The 16506-nt window shown below is 42.7% G+C and carries 16 protein-coding genes, 1 tRNA gene and 1 riboswitch; of the genes, 9 read left to right on the top strand and 8 right to left on the bottom strand.

The features are described 5' to 3' along the window. Positions 1-229: 229 nt before the first annotated feature. Positions 230-328: riboswitch (TPP riboswitch) on the bottom strand. 54 nt (positions 329-382) lie between these two features. After that, positions 383-625 carry a hypothetical protein gene (locus ONB37_18995; GenBank protein MDZ7402249.1) on the bottom strand — a complete coding sequence of 81 codons (243 nt, stop codon included), beginning with the start codon at positions 623-625 and terminating at the stop codon, positions 383-385. A gap of 363 nt (positions 626-988) precedes the next feature. On the opposite strand from ONB37_18995, the gene ONB37_18990 reads away from it, so the two are divergent. Next, the gene (locus tag ONB37_18990; protein ID MDZ7402248.1) at positions 989-1567 is read left to right on the top strand and encodes an RNA polymerase sigma factor; all 579 of its coding nucleotides are present in this window, start codon (positions 989-991) and stop codon (positions 1565-1567) included. A 436-nt stretch (positions 1568-2003) separates the two neighbouring features. On the opposite strand, the gene ONB37_18985 is transcribed toward ONB37_18990, so the two are convergent. The 3 genes from ONB37_18985 to rpmB all read right to left on the bottom strand — a co-directional run bounded on the left by ONB37_18985 (position 2004) and on the right by rpmB (position 4501). After that, positions 2004-2690 (bottom strand): hypothetical protein, encoded by a 687-nt coding sequence (locus ONB37_18985; GenBank protein ID MDZ7402247.1) that lies wholly within the window; start codon positions 2688-2690, stop codon positions 2004-2006. 41 nt (positions 2691-2731) lie between these two features. Further along, entirely contained in the window at positions 2732-4210 is a 1479-nt protein-coding gene (locus tag ONB37_18980) for a hypothetical protein (protein ID MDZ7402246.1), read from the bottom strand. A gap of 99 nt (positions 4211-4309) precedes the next feature. Further along, complete coding sequence (gene rpmB, locus ONB37_18975) at positions 4310-4501, bottom strand: 50S ribosomal protein L28 (protein ID MDZ7402245.1); 192 nt, start codon at positions 4499-4501, stop codon at positions 4310-4312. Positions 4502-4986: 485 nt separating this feature from the next. Here rpmB and ONB37_18970 point away from each other — a divergent pair, with 485 nt between their 5' ends. The 8 genes from ONB37_18970 to ONB37_18935 all read left to right on the top strand — a co-directional run bounded on the left by ONB37_18970 (position 4987) and on the right by ONB37_18935 (position 11876). Then, on the top strand, positions 4987-6279 hold the full coding sequence (locus ONB37_18970) for a hypothetical protein (protein MDZ7402244.1): 1293 nt from the start codon (positions 4987-4989) through the stop codon (positions 6277-6279). Between the two features lie 87 nt (positions 6280-6366). Beyond that, on the top strand, positions 6367-7086 hold the full coding sequence (locus tag ONB37_18965; protein ID MDZ7402243.1) for a ComF family protein: 720 nt from the start codon (positions 6367-6369) through the stop codon (positions 7084-7086). Positions 7087-7263: 177 nt separating this feature from the next. Next, a complete protein-coding gene (gene fba / locus ONB37_18960; GenBank protein ID MDZ7402242.1) occupies positions 7264-8184 on the top strand; it encodes a class II fructose-1,6-bisphosphate aldolase in 921 nt (306 codons plus the stop codon). Positions 8185-8505: 321 nt separating this feature from the next. Beyond that, positions 8506-9507, top strand: a complete 1002-nt coding sequence (gene gap, locus ONB37_18955) for a type I glyceraldehyde-3-phosphate dehydrogenase (protein ID MDZ7402241.1) — start codon at positions 8506-8508, stop codon at positions 9505-9507. A 51-nt stretch (positions 9508-9558) separates the two neighbouring features. Next, positions 9559-10326, top strand: coding sequence for a triose-phosphate isomerase (tpiA, locus tag ONB37_18950; protein MDZ7402240.1), 768 nt, complete (start codon positions 9559-9561; stop codon positions 10324-10326). Between the two features lie 23 nt (positions 10327-10349). Continuing rightward, on the top strand, positions 10350-10727 hold the full coding sequence (gene secG / locus ONB37_18945; protein MDZ7402239.1) for a preprotein translocase subunit SecG: 378 nt from the start codon (positions 10350-10352) through the stop codon (positions 10725-10727). Between the two features lie 13 nt (positions 10728-10740). After that, positions 10741-10823 (top strand) — tRNA-Leu (locus tag ONB37_18940). Between the two features lie 60 nt (positions 10824-10883). After that, positions 10884-11876, top strand: coding sequence for a tetratricopeptide repeat protein (locus ONB37_18935; GenBank protein MDZ7402238.1), 993 nt, complete (start codon positions 10884-10886; stop codon positions 11874-11876). 182 nt (positions 11877-12058) lie between these two features. On the opposite strand, the gene ONB37_18930 is transcribed toward ONB37_18935, so the two are convergent. The 4 genes from ONB37_18930 to ONB37_18915 all read right to left on the bottom strand — a co-directional run bounded on the left by ONB37_18930 (position 12059) and on the right by ONB37_18915 (position 16002). Then, a complete protein-coding gene (locus tag ONB37_18930) occupies positions 12059-12607 on the bottom strand; it encodes a TlpA family protein disulfide reductase (protein ID MDZ7402237.1) in 549 nt (182 codons plus the stop codon). After that, positions 12604-13185, bottom strand: coding sequence for a thioredoxin family protein (locus tag ONB37_18925; protein MDZ7402236.1), 582 nt, complete (start codon positions 13183-13185; stop codon positions 12604-12606). The genes ONB37_18930 and ONB37_18925 overlap by 4 nt, the downstream gene beginning before the upstream one ends. Before the next feature lie 920 nt (positions 13186-14105). Continuing rightward, positions 14106-14663, bottom strand: coding sequence for a septal ring lytic transglycosylase RlpA family protein (locus ONB37_18920; GenBank protein MDZ7402235.1), 558 nt, complete (start codon positions 14661-14663; stop codon positions 14106-14108). 481 nt (positions 14664-15144) lie between these two features. Then, complete coding sequence (locus ONB37_18915) at positions 15145-16002, bottom strand: RNA polymerase sigma factor RpoD/SigA (GenBank protein MDZ7402234.1); 858 nt, start codon at positions 16000-16002, stop codon at positions 15145-15147. Positions 16003-16506 lie beyond the last annotated feature (504 nt).

The following is a 16506-nucleotide window of genomic DNA, read 5'->3' as shown; positions in this document are numbered from 1 at the left end:
CTATCATGATGCTGGCTATAATCAATAAACTGAATTTGAACATCTTTTTCATAATGTATCCCTCCTGTGTTTTTGAAATGGAATTCAGCCGTGAGGCTTTTATTTAGAGCTTCACTCTTTTTGGGGGGTTATTCATTCCAGAAGGGGGTTCACATAGAAGCTGATCGCTGGCCAAAAAAAATCGATCGCCAGCTTGGGATCGATTGGATTGGAAAGGTGCAGTGAAGATTGTCATATCGTTTCCGAATCCCTTCGCTGGTATTATCCAGATCAGGTTCCAAGGGTTTAATCTCAGCCCGCCTCTCGGCGAACACCCCTTCGGAAAATTTCAAGCTATTTTACTTCTTTAAAAGAAACTGGTTCCCGTTTTTTATGCATTTCCTCAACCTAACGAGAGGGTCAAAAATCGTCTATCCACTCGCCATGCCAATGCTTCACAAAAAATCCACTTGGAGCTTTTTGATTTTCGAGCTTCTCTTTCAAAAGTCCCAGCGCCAATGCCCTCATCAAGATCTCTATTTTTAAGAACGACAAAATGAGAAATTATGCTGTTTTGCTGGATCATTTGGTCTTCGGCGTTATCAGAAGGGAGCTCACAGGAAAAAGGGTTAATTTTTAAAGTCATCCCTCAAAAAGCGGTTCTGACGATATGATATGATACGGACACACATCGAGCGGCCCGATCGGTGGAAAACCCAAAATGACAACATGGCAATTTTATCATGCAATCGGGCACGAAAGAATCAAAAAACTGATTTTTCTTTTCGGAATTTCGGTAGCATGAGACAATCTAAACCGCAAAAATTTATCACCACATCCCAAATTTGAAACCAAAATTTTGACTAGACAAAAATTAGGCGATCTAAAAGAATTGAGCTGACATAGATCCATTAACAAGTTTAGCAGTATCTAAAATGAAACTTTTCGGTCGCCTTTGTATTTTATGATTACAGCAAATGAAAAAGAAATCTATTGATTGGATAACAGAGTGTCGAGAAACAACCAGATCAATGAAACAGAAATCGACCGTGAACGATTATTAGTCGAGCGGGCAAAGCAAAACTCCGCTGATTTTGAGCATTTGTTCAATAAGTTTTTCGATAAAATATTCAATTATGCTTTGCGGCGAACCGGCGATCCTTATCTGGCAGACGATATTACGTCCGCTACGTTCATGAAAGCATTGGAACAAATCGAGAATTTCAATTGGCGAGGCATATCTATTTCTGCCTGGCTATATCGCATTGCGACCAATGAAATCAATCAGCTCTACCGAAAGAGCAAAAAGACAATCGCTCTCAACGACGAGGTGAAAAGAAGCTTAGCAGATGACCGCCTCACAGATACCGGACTGCTTGAACTTGAGGAAATGATCGCAAAAAATGAGCGATTTCGTAGAGTACACGCCGCCCTCAGTCGGCTGAAACCCAAATATCAGGCTGCACTCACCCTCCGCTATTTCGAAAACAAGTCCATTAAAGAAATCGCAGCGATTTTAGATCTCTCAGAGAATACAGTGAAAACCCATATTCATCGTGGATTGAGCAAATTGAAGGATTGGTTATGAAAAAAAATATTCATGAAATTGAACAGCGTCTTAGGAATGGCAGACTCCCAGACGCGGATTTGTCGCAGCACCGCATGAAAATTTGGCAACGTTTGGTGGCAGCGAAACGAGCGCGAAGAAAAACTCTCTCTGTATTTACGCTCCCTCCATATATTTGGGCATTGGTGTCAGTTGCGATCATTTTGGGGTTCGTTATTTTTATTTTTTACTTGAGAAGGTGATGGTACGGCTTCAAAAGCCTCGCTGATGATTAAATTACTCGTAGCGAATCAATTCAGCAATAATCGTGGAGTTCGACTAAGCTATTTGCTTCCTGAGCAACTCTGGTGCTGGATGGCGCTTGATGGGATAAATTAAAAGAAGAAATGGTTTCTGTGGATGATTTCTGTTTAATCGCAAGAGCATTGCTGAACTGTCTATTTTGATCAGACCAAAGCTAAAAGATGTAAACTGTAATTCCCAAATTGACATTGAGGCTGCCCCAATTTTTGTCGGCCCATCTTCGGCTGGCAGCGGGTTCATCCCAATCATCGCGATTGACGTTCAAAAAGATCTTTCGAACCTCCAGATCCAGGCTGCCGAACCCGCCAAGCCCAAATCGAACGCCTGCAATAAAGTGATAGCCGAACCGCATGGCGTCAAGCAGAGGGCGTTTCGTGATTTCAAGTTCCTGGTATTTCTGCGCAATCTCGTCCCAATACCGATCGGTGCTTTTCCGCTCAGAGCGAAGCCAATGAAGCTGAGCACCACCGCCCAAAAAAATAAAGGTGTTTTCACCAAACGGGCGCAATTGAAATGTCCCGGCTATGATTGGGTAGCGATCGAAAATGTGGGTGGTTATCTTCCTTCTCTCAACCACTGGATCAGGTTGAAAAATGACGGAATCGGATAGCGGAGAATAGAAACTGGCACCATAGCCAATTTCGACGTTGAAACCAGGGATATAAGCTTCCAACGAATAACGCAAAAAAATTTTTGCTGATCCGCCGCGCGTGAGTTCATTTTGGGCCCAGCCCCCACAAACGCCAATTCCGATAATTGGATATTCCACAGCCAAACAGGACGAAGTAATACCCCAAATAACCACAATTAGAACGATCCAAGTGAGATATATTCGTCTCATCCCTTGATTCTCCAAGACCTAAATTCACATGGATATGTTTATCAAAATGGTGCCAGACGGCTTATCATTTTCGAAGCCACTTGATCGGTGAGCGAATCGATTGCCTGATTGATCAACGAATCCAAGGTCTTTGGTTCTTTTGGAGCGTTGATCTTATTCCGATCTGAATAAGATAAATATTTGACGAACTCTTTGGGACAGGTGATCCATTCGGCGTGATCATCTACCACTCGACTTAATGACTCATTAAACAAAATTTCCCCAGTTTCGACACTGATGAAACGATAGCTGATATTTACCTCAGCGGATCGCTGGACCTCATAGGCGGTGTATTGAAAAGGTTCTTTTTTGGAACGTTGGATGCCTTTGGCATCCCGATAACTTTGATCATAATAGCCGGTCAACTGACGCGCTGTGGGGCCAGAGACCTTTTGGCTGATCAGCGTAATCGAGCCGACCACGATGACGTTGACACCACTCAATTTGCCGACCTCGACCGCGGTTTTCTCGTCAATTGCTCCTGTTTGCGATAGGGCTTGCTCCTCAAAAATTTTCTGGAGATGTTCTCGTTCTAAAAAAACGATGAACTCTGAGCGGCGAGGCAGCGCCTGAGCCAACAGTCGCTGCGAGACCAACTCTCCAAACTTCGTCTCCATTTTTGTAGCCGTAAACGGAAAGATCGCCATTCGTACAGTTAGCTTTTCCTTAGCTTCCTCATAAAGCTGTTTAGCGGATGAATGGTCAGGCTGGTAATAGATCGAATTTTTCAGCGCCTGGTAAGCATTCTTGTAATCCCCTGCCCTAAAATGCCGTTGTCCCTCCAAGAAATATTTGTCAGCCAATTGTGCTCTGACCCGATCCACCTGCTGCTGGGTATCGAGGTAATTTGGTTGGTAGTTTGCCACTCGCTGGAACGCTTCCAACGCTGCTTCAAGTTGAGACTGATTCAATAGATTTCGGGCGTTTTGATATTCCTTAGCAGCCAATTGCCTTTGAGTTTCCTCCAGCAGCCGGTCTGTGTCCTTAAAATGAGGTAAATAACCGTTCACTGCTTTGAACCTTTGGAGCGCAGTCGCGTAATCACCATGCTGATATAATTTCATCGCCTCGGTGTACAATTCATCCGCTTGCCTAAATCTCGATTGCTCCCGTTTGGTCTGCAAAAACTCTAATTGAGATTTGGTGGGATAGGTAGTTCCAACCACTCGAGAAACTTCGAACAGGGTTTGATAACCTTGCTGGGCCAGTTGCGTGACCCGCTCCCAGTCATCCAGTCGCTCGAAATGCAGAATGTTTTGCTGAATCTGTTCGAAATATCCCTGAGCTGCTTGATCCAACAATTTGATCAAGGATTGATCATTAGGATGAGAATTTAAGTGTCTCAATGCAAATTTAATCGCCAGATCGTAGCGATGGTCCCGTTGAGCGCGAATCGCTTTCATCTTATAGGCTGCACAACCCGTCGCTATGACAGCCCCAGCCAACAAGGCAATAATCGTACGAAAATAAATTCTCATCATCGAAATTCCTCAATCGTACTCTTCAAGACGTTGGTCTCAGCAAAGCATTCGATCGTCCTGCAGATCGAACAAAAAAGGCTCAATAATGAGCCTTGACGGTTAGATTATTTTAGTCACTTTCCCAGCTTTTATGCACTTCGCACACACATAGGCACGCTTTTCCTTCCCGTCGAGGGATATCCTCATCTTGTGCAGATTTGGATAGAAACGGCGACTTGAGACGTTATGGGCATGACTAATCTGTTTCCCGACGTGAGGTTTTTTGCCACAAATTGCACACATTCTTCCCATAAATGAGCTCCTTAGAAGTTTCTCTCACACTGACATTTTATTTGCATATTCCTGCGTGAGCATTGCTAAATGAATAAGCCAACTATTATTGATTTCTCAATTGGTAAAAATATAATGAGACGCTCACCCCGCCGACAGGCAATTTTGATTTGCATCTCAAATTGAGCGATCCAATCAATATCAGCTCTTCCAAAAGTCCTGATTTTCGTAATAGCATGAGCCATAGGATCATTTGGGCTCATGGAGAATTTGGTTGAACTGGATTAGTTTTAATTGGTCTAAGCTGTTAAGCGCGGTGCATAATACGAATTTTCTAACAAAAAATCAAGGGAAAAATTTCATTGAGAGTTGCTCAAAAATATAACTTGACTTTTAAAATTTCACTATCTATATTTAGCCAATAGTTCGCACCAACTAAATGAACTTCATTGATGCTCGCAAAGATTACTGAACGATCAACATCATAACAACGAAAGGAATCAGCCATGAATCGATGGATGAAATTGACCCTCTGCCTGATCTTCATATCGAGTTTCTCGCTGCGTTCTTTTGCCCAACAAGCAACGCCTTTTGGCAATAGCGGCAGTTTTATCGGCGGCCTTGGGATGACTGTGATCGATAATCAAACCTATTTTACTTTTAACCTGCGACCAGACATCAGCTTGGGCAAATTCGGCTTTGGCCTTAACGTCAACTTGCTTTATAACACGAAAAATGGTGCAATCCGTTCAGTGGATTGGGATGAAAAATATGACTGGGCGCGCCTCATCCGTTATATTCGTTACGGTCGCAAGCGCGATAATTTTTATGCTCGTGTCGGCACGCTAGATGCCGCCCGATTGGGGCATGGCTTCATTATGAACTATTACACCAACGAAGCAAGCTTCGACCAGCGGAAAATCGGTCTGGAATTTGATATCGATTTCGGACCCGCCGGTTTTGAAACAGTGTCGAATAATTTAGGCCGATTTGAGGTTTTCGGTGCACGCGCATACGTCCGTCCTTTGAAACCATATATCGACATCCCTATCATCAAAAACCTGACATTCGGCGCGACCTATGTCACCGATGTCGATCCGGATTCGCGGCGCGGCACCAGTGATGGCATTCACGCCTTCGGATTTGATATCGAGTTACCGATCCTCAAGACCCAATTGTTGAATACCTTTACCTATTTCGATTGGGCCAAAATCGATACATTTGGATCTGGTGTTGCTCTGGGCATTGAGGCTAATCTTCAACTGGTGGCTGGCATAGCCGAAGTATCCGCCAAATTGGAACGCCGGTTATTGGGAAAACAATTCCTCCCCTCCTATTTCGATGCCTTCTATGAGGTAGAGCGATATCGGCCAGGCGATGCCGGGATGATCTATCGGAAGGATTTCGCTCTAGCTGCCGTTCAAGATGAAACCAAGGGGGTTTTCGGAGAGCTCGCTGGTCACATTCTCAATACCATTCGATTAGTTGGCAATTTCCAACGCATAGATCAGACTAAGAATAGCGGCGTGCTCCATCTAGCCGCCGATACTGGGGACAAGATTCCAGTATTGGCATTTCAGGCAAATTACGATAAAATGGGGATCGAAACTTTGAATGACGCCTTTACATTGGACGATCGATCGATCGCTCGCATCGGTATTGGGTACAAAGTAAAACCGTATCTGATGCTTTTTATGGATTACATCCACACGTTCAAATTCGATGAGGAATCCAATCAATACAAAGCTCAAAGGCGTTTCTCGCCCCGCGTCGCCTTTGTTTATAATTTCGGACTATAAAAAGGAATAATTGACCTTCCGCGCGATGGACTTGACAAGAACTCATTCGATCGCGTCCATCGCGCGGAGCAATGATTCAGTTTGGCGATGAGAGAAAGAAAAATTCTCACAACATTTGCCAAGCCTTTTGCTACGCTGCTACAAACGATCCTTGATTTTGCTTACCCACCGTACTGCATCCTCTGTAATTCATTGCTCAACCAAGATGAAAGATTAGTGTGCAATGTCTGTTGGAACAATCTGCCACTGCTTGATGATAGAAGCGATCTGGTCCAGGAATTGAAAACCAAATTTTCTGAAGAAATCTTTTTTTCATACGCGATCGCGATCTGGCAATATAGCCCTAACGTCCAAACAGTGATTCATCGCTTCAAATATGGAAATTTCAAAATTCTCGCGAATCGAATCGGCAGCTTCATGGCGGAAAAATTGAAACCGCTCAACTTCTCTCCTGATGAAACATTACTCATTCCTGTGCCGCTCCACAAGACTCGGGCAAGAGAGCGAGGCTATAATCAAAGCGCGCTGCTTTGTCGAGCCATCGCGAGACAAACTGGATTACCTTATGACGAACACATTTTGAAACGCGTTCGATATACGCGTTCTCAAACCAAACTCTCGGCTTCAGAGCGTTTGAAAAATGTCAATCAGGCATTTAGAATCGTCAATAAAGAGCCTATTCAGAACAAAAATGTAATTTTGATCGATGATGTCATAACAACTGGCGCCACGATGAATGAATGTGCGCGTGAGCTGATCACTAACGGCGCAAGGACAGTCGCGCTCTGTGCTATTGCCCATGCTTAGAGAAAAAACTTGACATTTTAATATTTTTTTCTTATAATGTACACCAATTTTTGCATTAACAAGGTATCCAAATCTCTATCTGAATTTATAACTCAAAAAGGGGCTTAGCACTGACGTTTGGTTCTTGCCAATTTCATTTTTGAGCCATTTTGACATTTCTGAAGGAACACGTATGCCATGTTAGTAACCAATAAAGAACTGCAACAAGCTGCTCGAGAGGGCAAATACGCTATTGGGGCGTTCAATACAAGCAATATGGAGATCACTCAGGCGATCATCGCTGCCCATGAAGAACTAAGAGCGCCTGTAATTATCGCCACATCAACCAGTGCTATTGAATACTGCGGCATTGAAGTGCTATCCACCATGGTACGACAAATGGCAATGCAGGCAAAAATCCCGGTCAGCTTGCATTTAGACCATGGCACTGATTTTAATCTAATCGTAAAATGTATTCGTCATGGCTGGACCTCAGTGATGATCGATGGTTCCCATGCCCCATTAGAGGAAAACATCGCCATTACCAAAGAGGTCGTCAAAATGGCTCATGCTGTTGGCGTTTCAGTGGAGGCTGAGTTAGGTCGACTGGGTGGCATCGAAGATAATATTTCGGTCGACGAACGAGAGGCGCGGCTCACTGATCCTGACGAAGCCAAACGTTTTGTCCACGAAACTCAATGCGATACTCTTGCCGTAGCGATTGGAACATCTCATGGGGCATACAAGTTTAAGGGAGAAGCAAAGTTAGCCTTTGATCGGTTGGCAGAAATTAGCAAGCGAATCTCCGTTCCGCTGGTTCTGCACGGTGCTTCGACGGTAATTCCAGAGATCATTGAAAAGGCAAACCAATATGGTGCGAAATTAGGTGCAGCCAAAGGAGTTCCGGCTGAGGATATAAAAAAAGCCATTTCGCTGGGAATTACCAAAGTCAACATCGATACCGATTTAAGGCTGGCATTCACGGCAAGCGTGCGAGAATTTTTAGTACAGAAACCCGATAACTTCGATCCGCGCAAAATTATCGGTGCAGGACGCGAGGCCATCAAACAAGTAGTAAAAAGCAAAATCGAATTGCTCGGTTGTGCGGGAAAAGCATAACTCTTAAACGTTTTGACAATTTACTTGGAAGGTTGGAGAAGTTGTTCCAACGCTTATTCTCAAAATAGCAAGAAATTAATTTCCGCTTTTTGAGGCTACGAATTTCGATCGTATTTAGCTTCAATTTCTGGAAAATCGAAATATCTGTTTTCTCGATGTCACAATAGGCGTTCCCAAGCAAAGGGGGACGCGCTGGAAATGACCCTAATATTTCAATGCTTCCAAAGCTAATGATTAATAGAAAACCATTTTTTAAAATTAATTGATTCAGTTGCAATAATTGAATATGGAATTTAAGTAATCAGTTTTCAGGAGGAAATCATGGCAGTAAAAGTTGGGATTAATGGATTCGGCAGAATTGGACGTCTGGTTTTTCGAGCATTGATGAATCGGAAGGAATTTGAAGTTGTAAAGATCAATGATTTGACGAGTGCAGAAGTTTTGGCTCATTTATTGAAGTATGACTCAGTTCATGGAAAATTTAAAGGTGAGATATCTGTTGAAGGAAATTCGATCATTGTGAATGGCAAAAAGGTTTTGGTCTCAGCCGAAAAAGATCCGGCGAACCTGCAATGGGGCAGCGTGGGTGTCGAGGCAGTGGTCGAATCGACAGGTGTTTTCCGAAAGCGAGACGATGTGGCTAAGCATCTTCAAGCGGGGGCTAAAAAAGCCGTGCTTTGTGTCCCAGCTAAGGACGAAATTGATGCCACAATAGTAATGGGCGTGAACGATGACATTTTGAAAGACGAACATAAGATCGTCTCCAACGCTTCCTGCACAACGAACTGCTTGGCACCTGTGGTCAAGGTTTTACATCAAAACTTTGGGATCGTCCGCGGCCTGATGGTGACGGTCCATGCTTATACCAATGATCAAAGGATTTTGGATCTGGAACATAAGGACCTCCGGCGTGCACGAGCTGCTGGCTTATCCATCATTCCGACAACTACTGGTGCGGCTCGAACGGTGGGCAAAGTAATTCCAGAATTAAAGGGCAAGCTGGATGGGTATGCACTTCGAGTGCCAGTATCCGATGGTTCAGTAGTGGATCTCACCGCCGAGTTGAAAAGACCGGTGACTATCGAGGAAATCAACGCAGCAATGAAGGCAGCGGCGAATGGCCCGCTAAAAGGGATCTTGGAATACACTGAAGATCCAATAGTATCTTGCGATATTATCGGCAACTCACATTCCAGCATCTTCGACGCCCAATCCACCATGGTCATGGAGAACAATATGGTTAAAGTCGTGGCCTGGTACGATAATGAATGGGGCTACTCCTGCCGAGTAGTCGATCTTTTGGCGAAAATGTTTCATGTATAATAACACCGAATCTGGAACTTTTTATTTATAACATTAGGTATAATATCGCAGATGAGAAAAAAGATAATCGCTGGCAACTGGAAAATGAACAAAACTGGCGCTGAAGCTGCAACCTTTGCCAGAGATCTAAAAATCAAGACACTGAATATTCATAAAACAGAAATTGTCGTTTGTCCCCCATTTACAGCAATCGACTCTGTCTATAATATCCTGAAAGACAGTCGCATTAAATTGGGGGCACAAAATGTTCATTGGGAAGCGGCTGGTGCTTTCACAGGCGAAGTTTCTGCTGGCATGATTGAAGCAGCGGGTTGCAAATATGTGATCATCGGGCATTCAGAGCGAAGACAATATTTTGGAGAGACCGATGTGACAGTCAACAAAAAAATTAAGCAGACTCTAACAACCACCCTCTCCCCTATCGTTTGCATTGGGGAGACATTAGATCAACGCCAAGCAGGACAAACCGAGGCTGTGATCAACCATCAAATTCGAGCGGGACTTGCGGGTCTCTCCAAGGAACAGATGGAGCGAATTGTTCTGGCGTACGAGCCGGTTTGGGCCATCGGTACAGGTGTCACTGCTACGCCACAGCAGGCCGAGCAGGTTCATCTCTTTATTCGACAACTGCTCACCGAGTTATTCGATCGGTCAATCGCCGATAGAACAGCAATACTATATGGTGGCAGTGTAAAACCTGATAATATTCACGAATTGCTAAACCAACCAGACATAGATGGTGGATTGATTGGTGGCGCCAGCTTAAAAGTTGATTCATTTGTTGAAATGATCAAAATTGCTGAAACCTTATCCAATTAATCAAGCTTGAAGCTGAGGATATTATGCAAACTTTTTTAATTATACTTCATTTTATCGTTACAATTTTGCTGATGATTGTGATCTTGCTGCAATCGAGCAAAGGCGGTGGTCTTGCTGGCGTTTTTGGAGGCGGAGGTGCCATGGGCACGGTTTTTGGCGGCCGCGGGGCAGCTTCGTTTCTCAGTAAAGTGACCACAGTATTAGCAGCGATCTTTCTTGGTCTAGCGTTATTGATCAGCTATATCGATAAGGGACGTAGTGTGGACAGTGAACTGGCGGATGAGATGAGAAAGCGCAGTGAGATGGAAAGCCAATCTGCCCCAGCAGCGATCGCCCCTTTGGTTCAGCCTGAGGGTCAAACATCCTCATCCGCTCAGCCAAATCAACCTGATACTAAATAATCCATTAAAGGTTGCCGAAGTGGTGGAATTGGCAGACACGCTATCTTGAGGGGGTAGTGCCCACCGGGTGTGCGGGTTCGAATCCCGCCTTCGGCACTATAGCTTTTGATCATTTGAGCAAAACATCAATTTCCCAACGGAAGGAGGAAAGCGTTGATGAAAGATTTGAAAAAAATTTCAATAATGCTTCTTGCCGTTTCGGTGCTCTGGTCGGTCGCCTTTAAGGTCAGTTGGGTAAGCGCCCAGGACCCCCAAACTGAATACCAGAAGAAACTTGAAGAATATGAGCGCGAAAGAGCTCGGCTTGAAGCGGAAAATCAGAAAAAAGCAGCGATGCTAGAAGAACAGCAACGCATTAATGCCGCCAAGCGTTATTACCTGGAGGGCAATACCAATCTAAAAAAAGGCCTACCAGAAGAAGCGCTCAAATCATATGAATTGGCAACACAATACGATAACAATTTCGCTCTGGCCTATCATGGGAAAGGCGTCGCTCTGACCAAACTGCGCCGCTACGATGAAGCGATCGCTGCTTATCAAAAGTCAGTGATGATCGATCCCCTGTATGGAGACGGGTACTTAGGGCTTGCTCGGCTTTACAAGGACATGAATCGGTATGATGACGCTCTAACGATGTGTTTGAAGGCTATCGACGCCTATCAAAATGCCCAAAATTCTAAGCCCAAGGACGTTTCAGAGGCTTATTATGAACTGGGCGTTGTCTATGACAAACGAAAGGAATTTCAGAAAGCAGCCGATGCGTTCCTAAAGGCAGCTCAATTAGATAGTACAAACTATCGCGCGTATAATGCTCAGGGTGCTGCCCTTCAAACCCTCGATAAGAGCGAGCAAGCGATTGCTGCTTTCAAGAAGGCTGTTGAAATCAACCCCAAATTCTTCGAGTCATATGGGAGAATGGCTTCCCTTTACAACAAGCTTGGTCAATACGATAAAGCTTTGGAAGCAGCCCAAAATAGTCTCAAAGTGAGACCAACTTATCCGCTCGGGGCATTTGAAGCGGGCACAGCTTTAAAAAATATGGGCAGATTTCAAGAAGCCATTAAGCATTTCGAAATTGCATTAAAAGATAGACAATGGGCTCAAGCTGCACAATATGAAATCGATATGATCAAAAAGAAAATGAAATAAGAACAGAAAAAATCGATTCCAAATTTGGGTAATAAGGGCATCGAAAGACGTTCCTATTTAATTTTCTATATCTCTCGAACTAAGGATTTGTAATTAGATAAACAAATATATAAAACAAAAAGCTCTCATTTAAAAATTCAAAATGAGAGCTTTTTTATTGGAAATAACTTTTACAAATTTTATTAATGGGTCAAAACTTTATCCAGTTCCTTTTTAAATTGTTCGTAGCTCCCCATCCCTATGAACGTTGCCTGTCGAGAACCTTCTGCATCAAAAATGAATGTCGCTGGTATAGCGCCGCTCCAATTGGCATCTAATCGCTGAATGAGGACGGCTGGATCTTTAAAGTCCTGAACATAAATTTTGAAATTAGCCCGAACTGATCTTAAAAACGGGATAATTTTGGTTGAAATTTCGTCAGGATAATCGACACTTAAGCCGACAAATTCCACTTTGTTTTGTTGGTACTCCTTGGATAACTGGACTATATCTGGAAACTCTTCGCGACAAGGGATGCACCAAGTCGCCCAGACATTCAAGAATAATACCTTGCCATTCCGCTGCGAAAGCAATTTTCGAAGGCCGAATTCATCGAGCTTCTCTACCACGATTTCATCGGTTTGCTCCGCCAAATGAGCTGTTGGTTTTGGAAGGGAGGTTTGTCGCTCGCTTTTGCTGCGACAATTGAGCACCAACAAAATCACGATCCAAAATATGAAGAACCGTCTCATTGGTTAACCCTTTTAATCGTGCAGCCAAAAGCTTTCGTTTCTGGCACATGAACCTTCTTGCCTGCTAAAATTTCATCCAGCGCCTTGCGCAGATCACGTGATTTTACTTCCTCCTCGCGGCGCGAATCGTCAATTCGGCCATGATAAAGGATCTCAAATTTCGGGCTGAGCACGTATACTTCTGGAGTGAAAGAGGCTCCAAACTTATCAGCGATGACGTTATTCACATCTTTGAGGACTGGGAATCCAAATTTATTCTGCTCAGCGTGGGCTTTGATTTCGTCAATGCTCTCCTGCTTATTAGAGTTGATCCCTAAAAATGCAATCCCCTTTGGCTGATATTCCTCATACAATTTTGCCATTCGGGCATTATAAGCATTTGAAACAGGACATTGCGTAGCAATGAACATCACCACGATGGCCTTAGAGTTTTGATAATCTGATAGGGAATGAGTCTTCCCATTGTAGTCAGTCAAAGTAAAATTCTCAATCGTTTTGTCCTTCGCGCTAAGACCATTTAACAGCCCGAATATTAATATTGAAAGCAAACTAAATTGAAATACTTTTTTCGGTTTCATAATTTCCTCCATTATGAGTTGAGGTTCAACTTTTACAAAATTCAATTCACATGCAATTTCGATGTCATACCCTTCGCCAACTGGCTACCGGCGGCAACTTAAGAAATGGAATGTTATTCTGAGCGATCCGCCAACTGGCTATCAGCGTCCCCTTAGGATATTTTTTTTCAGAGACCGCCGAAGCGGTCAACAACCACCATTAATATATCATTCATGCCCGAATTAACTCAGGAATGAATGACAAACTCGTATCGCTTACAATAACCATTTTAGCGGTTCTAACATTTTTTAAATTCAAGCTGACGGTAATGGCCAGTCGCTGGATGCTCACAAAGACAATCTTTACTATTCATTCGCTTAGGTAGACGTCAAAGGCCAGCTGGCTAACAGACATCTGTTAATTTATTCATTCAGGAAATAGCGTGCACAGCAGCGACAGGTATTTGTTCCAATTCCATTCATATTAAAAAGTCAATATTACCATTTCCTCGCTGAAATTGTGTTTCATATAAACGTGTAACAAAGCCAGAAGTTCCAAAGAAACCATCTGATTTTTGATACAAGCTGATTTTGAATTTAAAACTGTATCAATTCAAAATAAGTCTCGTTACAGCGTACGGCCGTTAATTGTTCAGGATTGATGCAGCAGGAGGTCCTCGTTGAAGTTTAGCTCAAAAATCCAAGTAAAATTTTCATCCTTGCAATGCGCGCAATTTTAATAACTGCCATATTTAATGAATCTAACCTCAAAATGAGAATCTGTTTTTTGTTTCATAATGCTGATCAGTGGAATCGAGAATTGCTGAGGCGCTACGATTTGTTCAAAAATGTTTAATCTCTCCGCTCGAATTATATTAACTTACTTTTCAAAATGATGACTCGGCCGAATTCTATCATTTTTTAAAGCCAGGTCAGACAGCTTACTGTAATACTTCGAGCATGACATCAATCTCGCCAAAACTCAAGCCATCGAGCTGGCGCATTGCTTCATAAGAGAGATCGATAATTCGCCTCGACACATGAGGTCCGCGATCATTGATCCGAACAATAACGCTCTTTTTATTGCTGATATTGGTCACCCGACACATGGTATTGAATGGCAATGTTCTGTGAGCCGCAGTCAGTTGTTGGCGATCATATAGTTCTCCGCTGGCTGTTGGTCTCCCTTGGAATTTATCTGCGTAATAGGATGCGCGGCCATATTCCACTTTCACCACTTTTGGATTTGTTTTAATGGTTTCAAAAGCTGGTTTTGCCGCTTGTTGCGATGGCAGGGTCGCTTGTTGAGGTTGCTCTTTTACTTGCTTTTTTTCTAAATAAACGATCCCTGTATCTTGTTGCGATTCTCGGGGCTCTTCAAAGGGGATTTCGATTGAAGGATTGTCAAGGTACTTTCGACGTGAGCAATTATCTGATAGAGCAATAAAAGAAACAAACGAGATAAGCACAATGAGTGATCCGATTTTGACAGATGTCATGATTTTGCCCTCCCCATTGACATGAATTGTCAGGTCACTTATTGAAATTAGTTCCTGACCAATGAACGCCTGGGAGGACATAATGTTTCAATTGATTCGAATGATTGAAAAAGCTATTTTGACTAAATGAAAGAGGACGCTTAGAAGGATAGTATTGCGTGGGCATACAAAAGTTTTAGGCTGGATTGACATCTGTCAATGAAATGCGTTTTCAAAAGGTAAAATCCCAGGAAATGAGTTTCACAAAAGAATGTTGACAGAAGTGATAACTGTGAAATAGTGGATCGAGAAAGCTATAAATAAAACCGATGAGAAAATGGGTGCCACTCTATCAAAATTTTGTCTCAATTTTCATGAAAAAAATAGACTTCTCCTCATGCTCAATCTTAATGAATTGCAACTCGGTCGTACACTGCTTTTAATATCATCCAGAAATAGAGCAAACTCGAGTATTCTAATTTCGGGAAAGGGCAGTTCAAGATCATTTCATTTCATCGAGGTAATAGCGCAATTTCTCCCGACGATGAAAATATTGTAGTCTTCGAAGCGCCTTATTTTTGATCTGCCGTATTCGCTCTCGGCTCAAATTCATCTCATCACCAATCTCTAATAGGGTGAGTGGACGTTCTTGATCGATCCCAAAATACTTTTTCAGTACCTCGGCTTCGATCGGACGGAGCGATTCCAGCGCCAGCCGAATATCAGTTTTCATGGATTCCTGGATCAATCCACTTGAAGGCGCACCAAATTCCTCGCTGCTAATCTTCTCTATTAACGACAAATTATCGTCGAACGGACGAGTTGAATCTTCTAAAAATACCTCATGCTTTAAATATGCGAGGTTTTCCATTAGCTCCTCAACTGGCATATCTAATTCTTCAGCAACTTCTTCCAGAGCAGGAGTTCGTCCCAAATCCTGTTCCAAAGCGCTAACCACCGCCGTCATTTTCTGCAGTATCCACGTTCGATTGATCGGAACTCTGACCAGCCGAGAATATTTGGCCAGGGCCCGCAATATCGATTGCCGAATCCACCACACCGCATAAGAGATGAATTTGTATCCTCGATCTGGATCAAACCGATTTGCAGCTTCAAGAAGGCCCAGATTTCCTTCGCTGATCAGTTCATCCAAAGGCAAACCCCGTTCCTCATACTCTCTTGCAATATAAACCACAAATTTCAAGTTTGATCGGACCAACTTATGTAGCGCTTGTTTATCGCCTTTTTTGATTTGACGAGCTAAGGCAATCTCCTCTTCAGGGGTAATTTGGGGAATTTGATCCAGGTCGTGGAGATATTTTAATAATATATCACTGTACTTATGATTATTGCTCAACATACCAACCAAAAATTAGGTTCTAAATACGAAAGCCAAAATTTTTTAATAGATATTTTTTACCACATTTAAAAATATTAGTTCCAAATGTGATGAATGAATTTCATTTTTGAAAGAGAATACAGGATTGGAATAAATTCAATTCGATAATTAAACCTATTTTGATTTCAATAAAGTTCCATTTTATAATAAAAATATCGATTGAGCAATAGCCCTGTAGTAGCACCTTGATCGAAATTTGAATCATTCTTTTTTATGTGCCTATCTTGTGCCTGAACGAATGCAATTAAATTTGAACTAGGATTTTCATTCCGTACGAAGTGAAGAATCTGAATCTAGTGACATTGAGATTATTTGTCATACACATTTCTTCTTGCGATAGAAATGACAAAAAGGGAGTTTTCGCTCGAGCACTATCTAAAAAATCATGCATTCTATTAATGGTCTTTGGGCGCATCCTAAATGATAACCAAGATCGCTTTATAAAAATTTCTATACCAACAAATC

Source organism: candidate division KSB1 bacterium (assembly GCA_034506395.1).
GTDB lineage: Bacteria > Zhuqueibacterota > Zhuqueibacteria > Thermofontimicrobiales > Thermofontimicrobiaceae > Thermofontimicrobium.
Note: the sequence above shows the minus strand (reverse complement) of the source record. Positions and strands in the feature narration are given on the sequence as shown.

Excerpts from the sequence above, each read along its gene's own strand:
- ONB37_18985 (MDZ7402247.1), bottom strand. The coding sequence starts at position 2,690 with ATGAGACGAATATATCTCACTTGGATCGTTCTAATTGTGGTTATTTGG.
- ONB37_18995 (MDZ7402249.1), bottom strand. The coding sequence starts at position 625 with ATGACTTTAAAAATTAACCCTTTTTCCTGTGAGCTCCCTTCTGATAAC.
- rpmB (MDZ7402245.1), bottom strand. The coding sequence starts at position 4,501 with ATGGGAAGAATGTGTGCAATTTGTGGCAAAAAACCTCACGTCGGGAAA.
- ONB37_18915 (MDZ7402234.1), bottom strand. The coding sequence starts at position 16,002 with ATGTTGAGCAATAATCATAAGTACAGTGATATATTATTAAAATATCTC.
- ONB37_18980 (MDZ7402246.1), bottom strand. The coding sequence starts at position 4,210 with ATGATGAGAATTTATTTTCGTACGATTATTGCCTTGTTGGCTGGGGCT.
- ONB37_18920 (MDZ7402235.1), bottom strand. The coding sequence starts at position 14,663 with ATGACATCTGTCAAAATCGGATCACTCATTGTGCTTATCTCGTTTGTT.
- secG (MDZ7402239.1), top strand. The coding sequence starts at position 10,350 with ATGCAAACTTTTTTAATTATACTTCATTTTATCGTTACAATTTTGCTG.
- gap (MDZ7402241.1), top strand. The coding sequence starts at position 8,506 with ATGGCAGTAAAAGTTGGGATTAATGGATTCGGCAGAATTGGACGTCTG.
- fba (MDZ7402242.1), top strand. The coding sequence starts at position 7,264 with ATGTTAGTAACCAATAAAGAACTGCAACAAGCTGCTCGAGAGGGCAAA.
- ONB37_18970 (MDZ7402244.1), top strand. The coding sequence starts at position 4,987 with ATGAATCGATGGATGAAATTGACCCTCTGCCTGATCTTCATATCGAGT.
- tpiA (MDZ7402240.1), top strand. The coding sequence starts at position 9,559 with ATGAGAAAAAAGATAATCGCTGGCAACTGGAAAATGAACAAAACTGGC.
- ONB37_18925 (MDZ7402236.1), bottom strand. The coding sequence starts at position 13,185 with ATGAAACCGAAAAAAGTATTTCAATTTAGTTTGCTTTCAATATTAATA.
- ONB37_18930 (MDZ7402237.1), bottom strand. The coding sequence starts at position 12,607 with ATGAGACGGTTCTTCATATTTTGGATCGTGATTTTGTTGGTGCTCAAT.
- ONB37_18935 (MDZ7402238.1), top strand. The coding sequence starts at position 10,884 with ATGAAAGATTTGAAAAAAATTTCAATAATGCTTCTTGCCGTTTCGGTG.
- ONB37_18965 (MDZ7402243.1), top strand. The coding sequence starts at position 6,367 with ATGAGAGAAAGAAAAATTCTCACAACATTTGCCAAGCCTTTTGCTACG.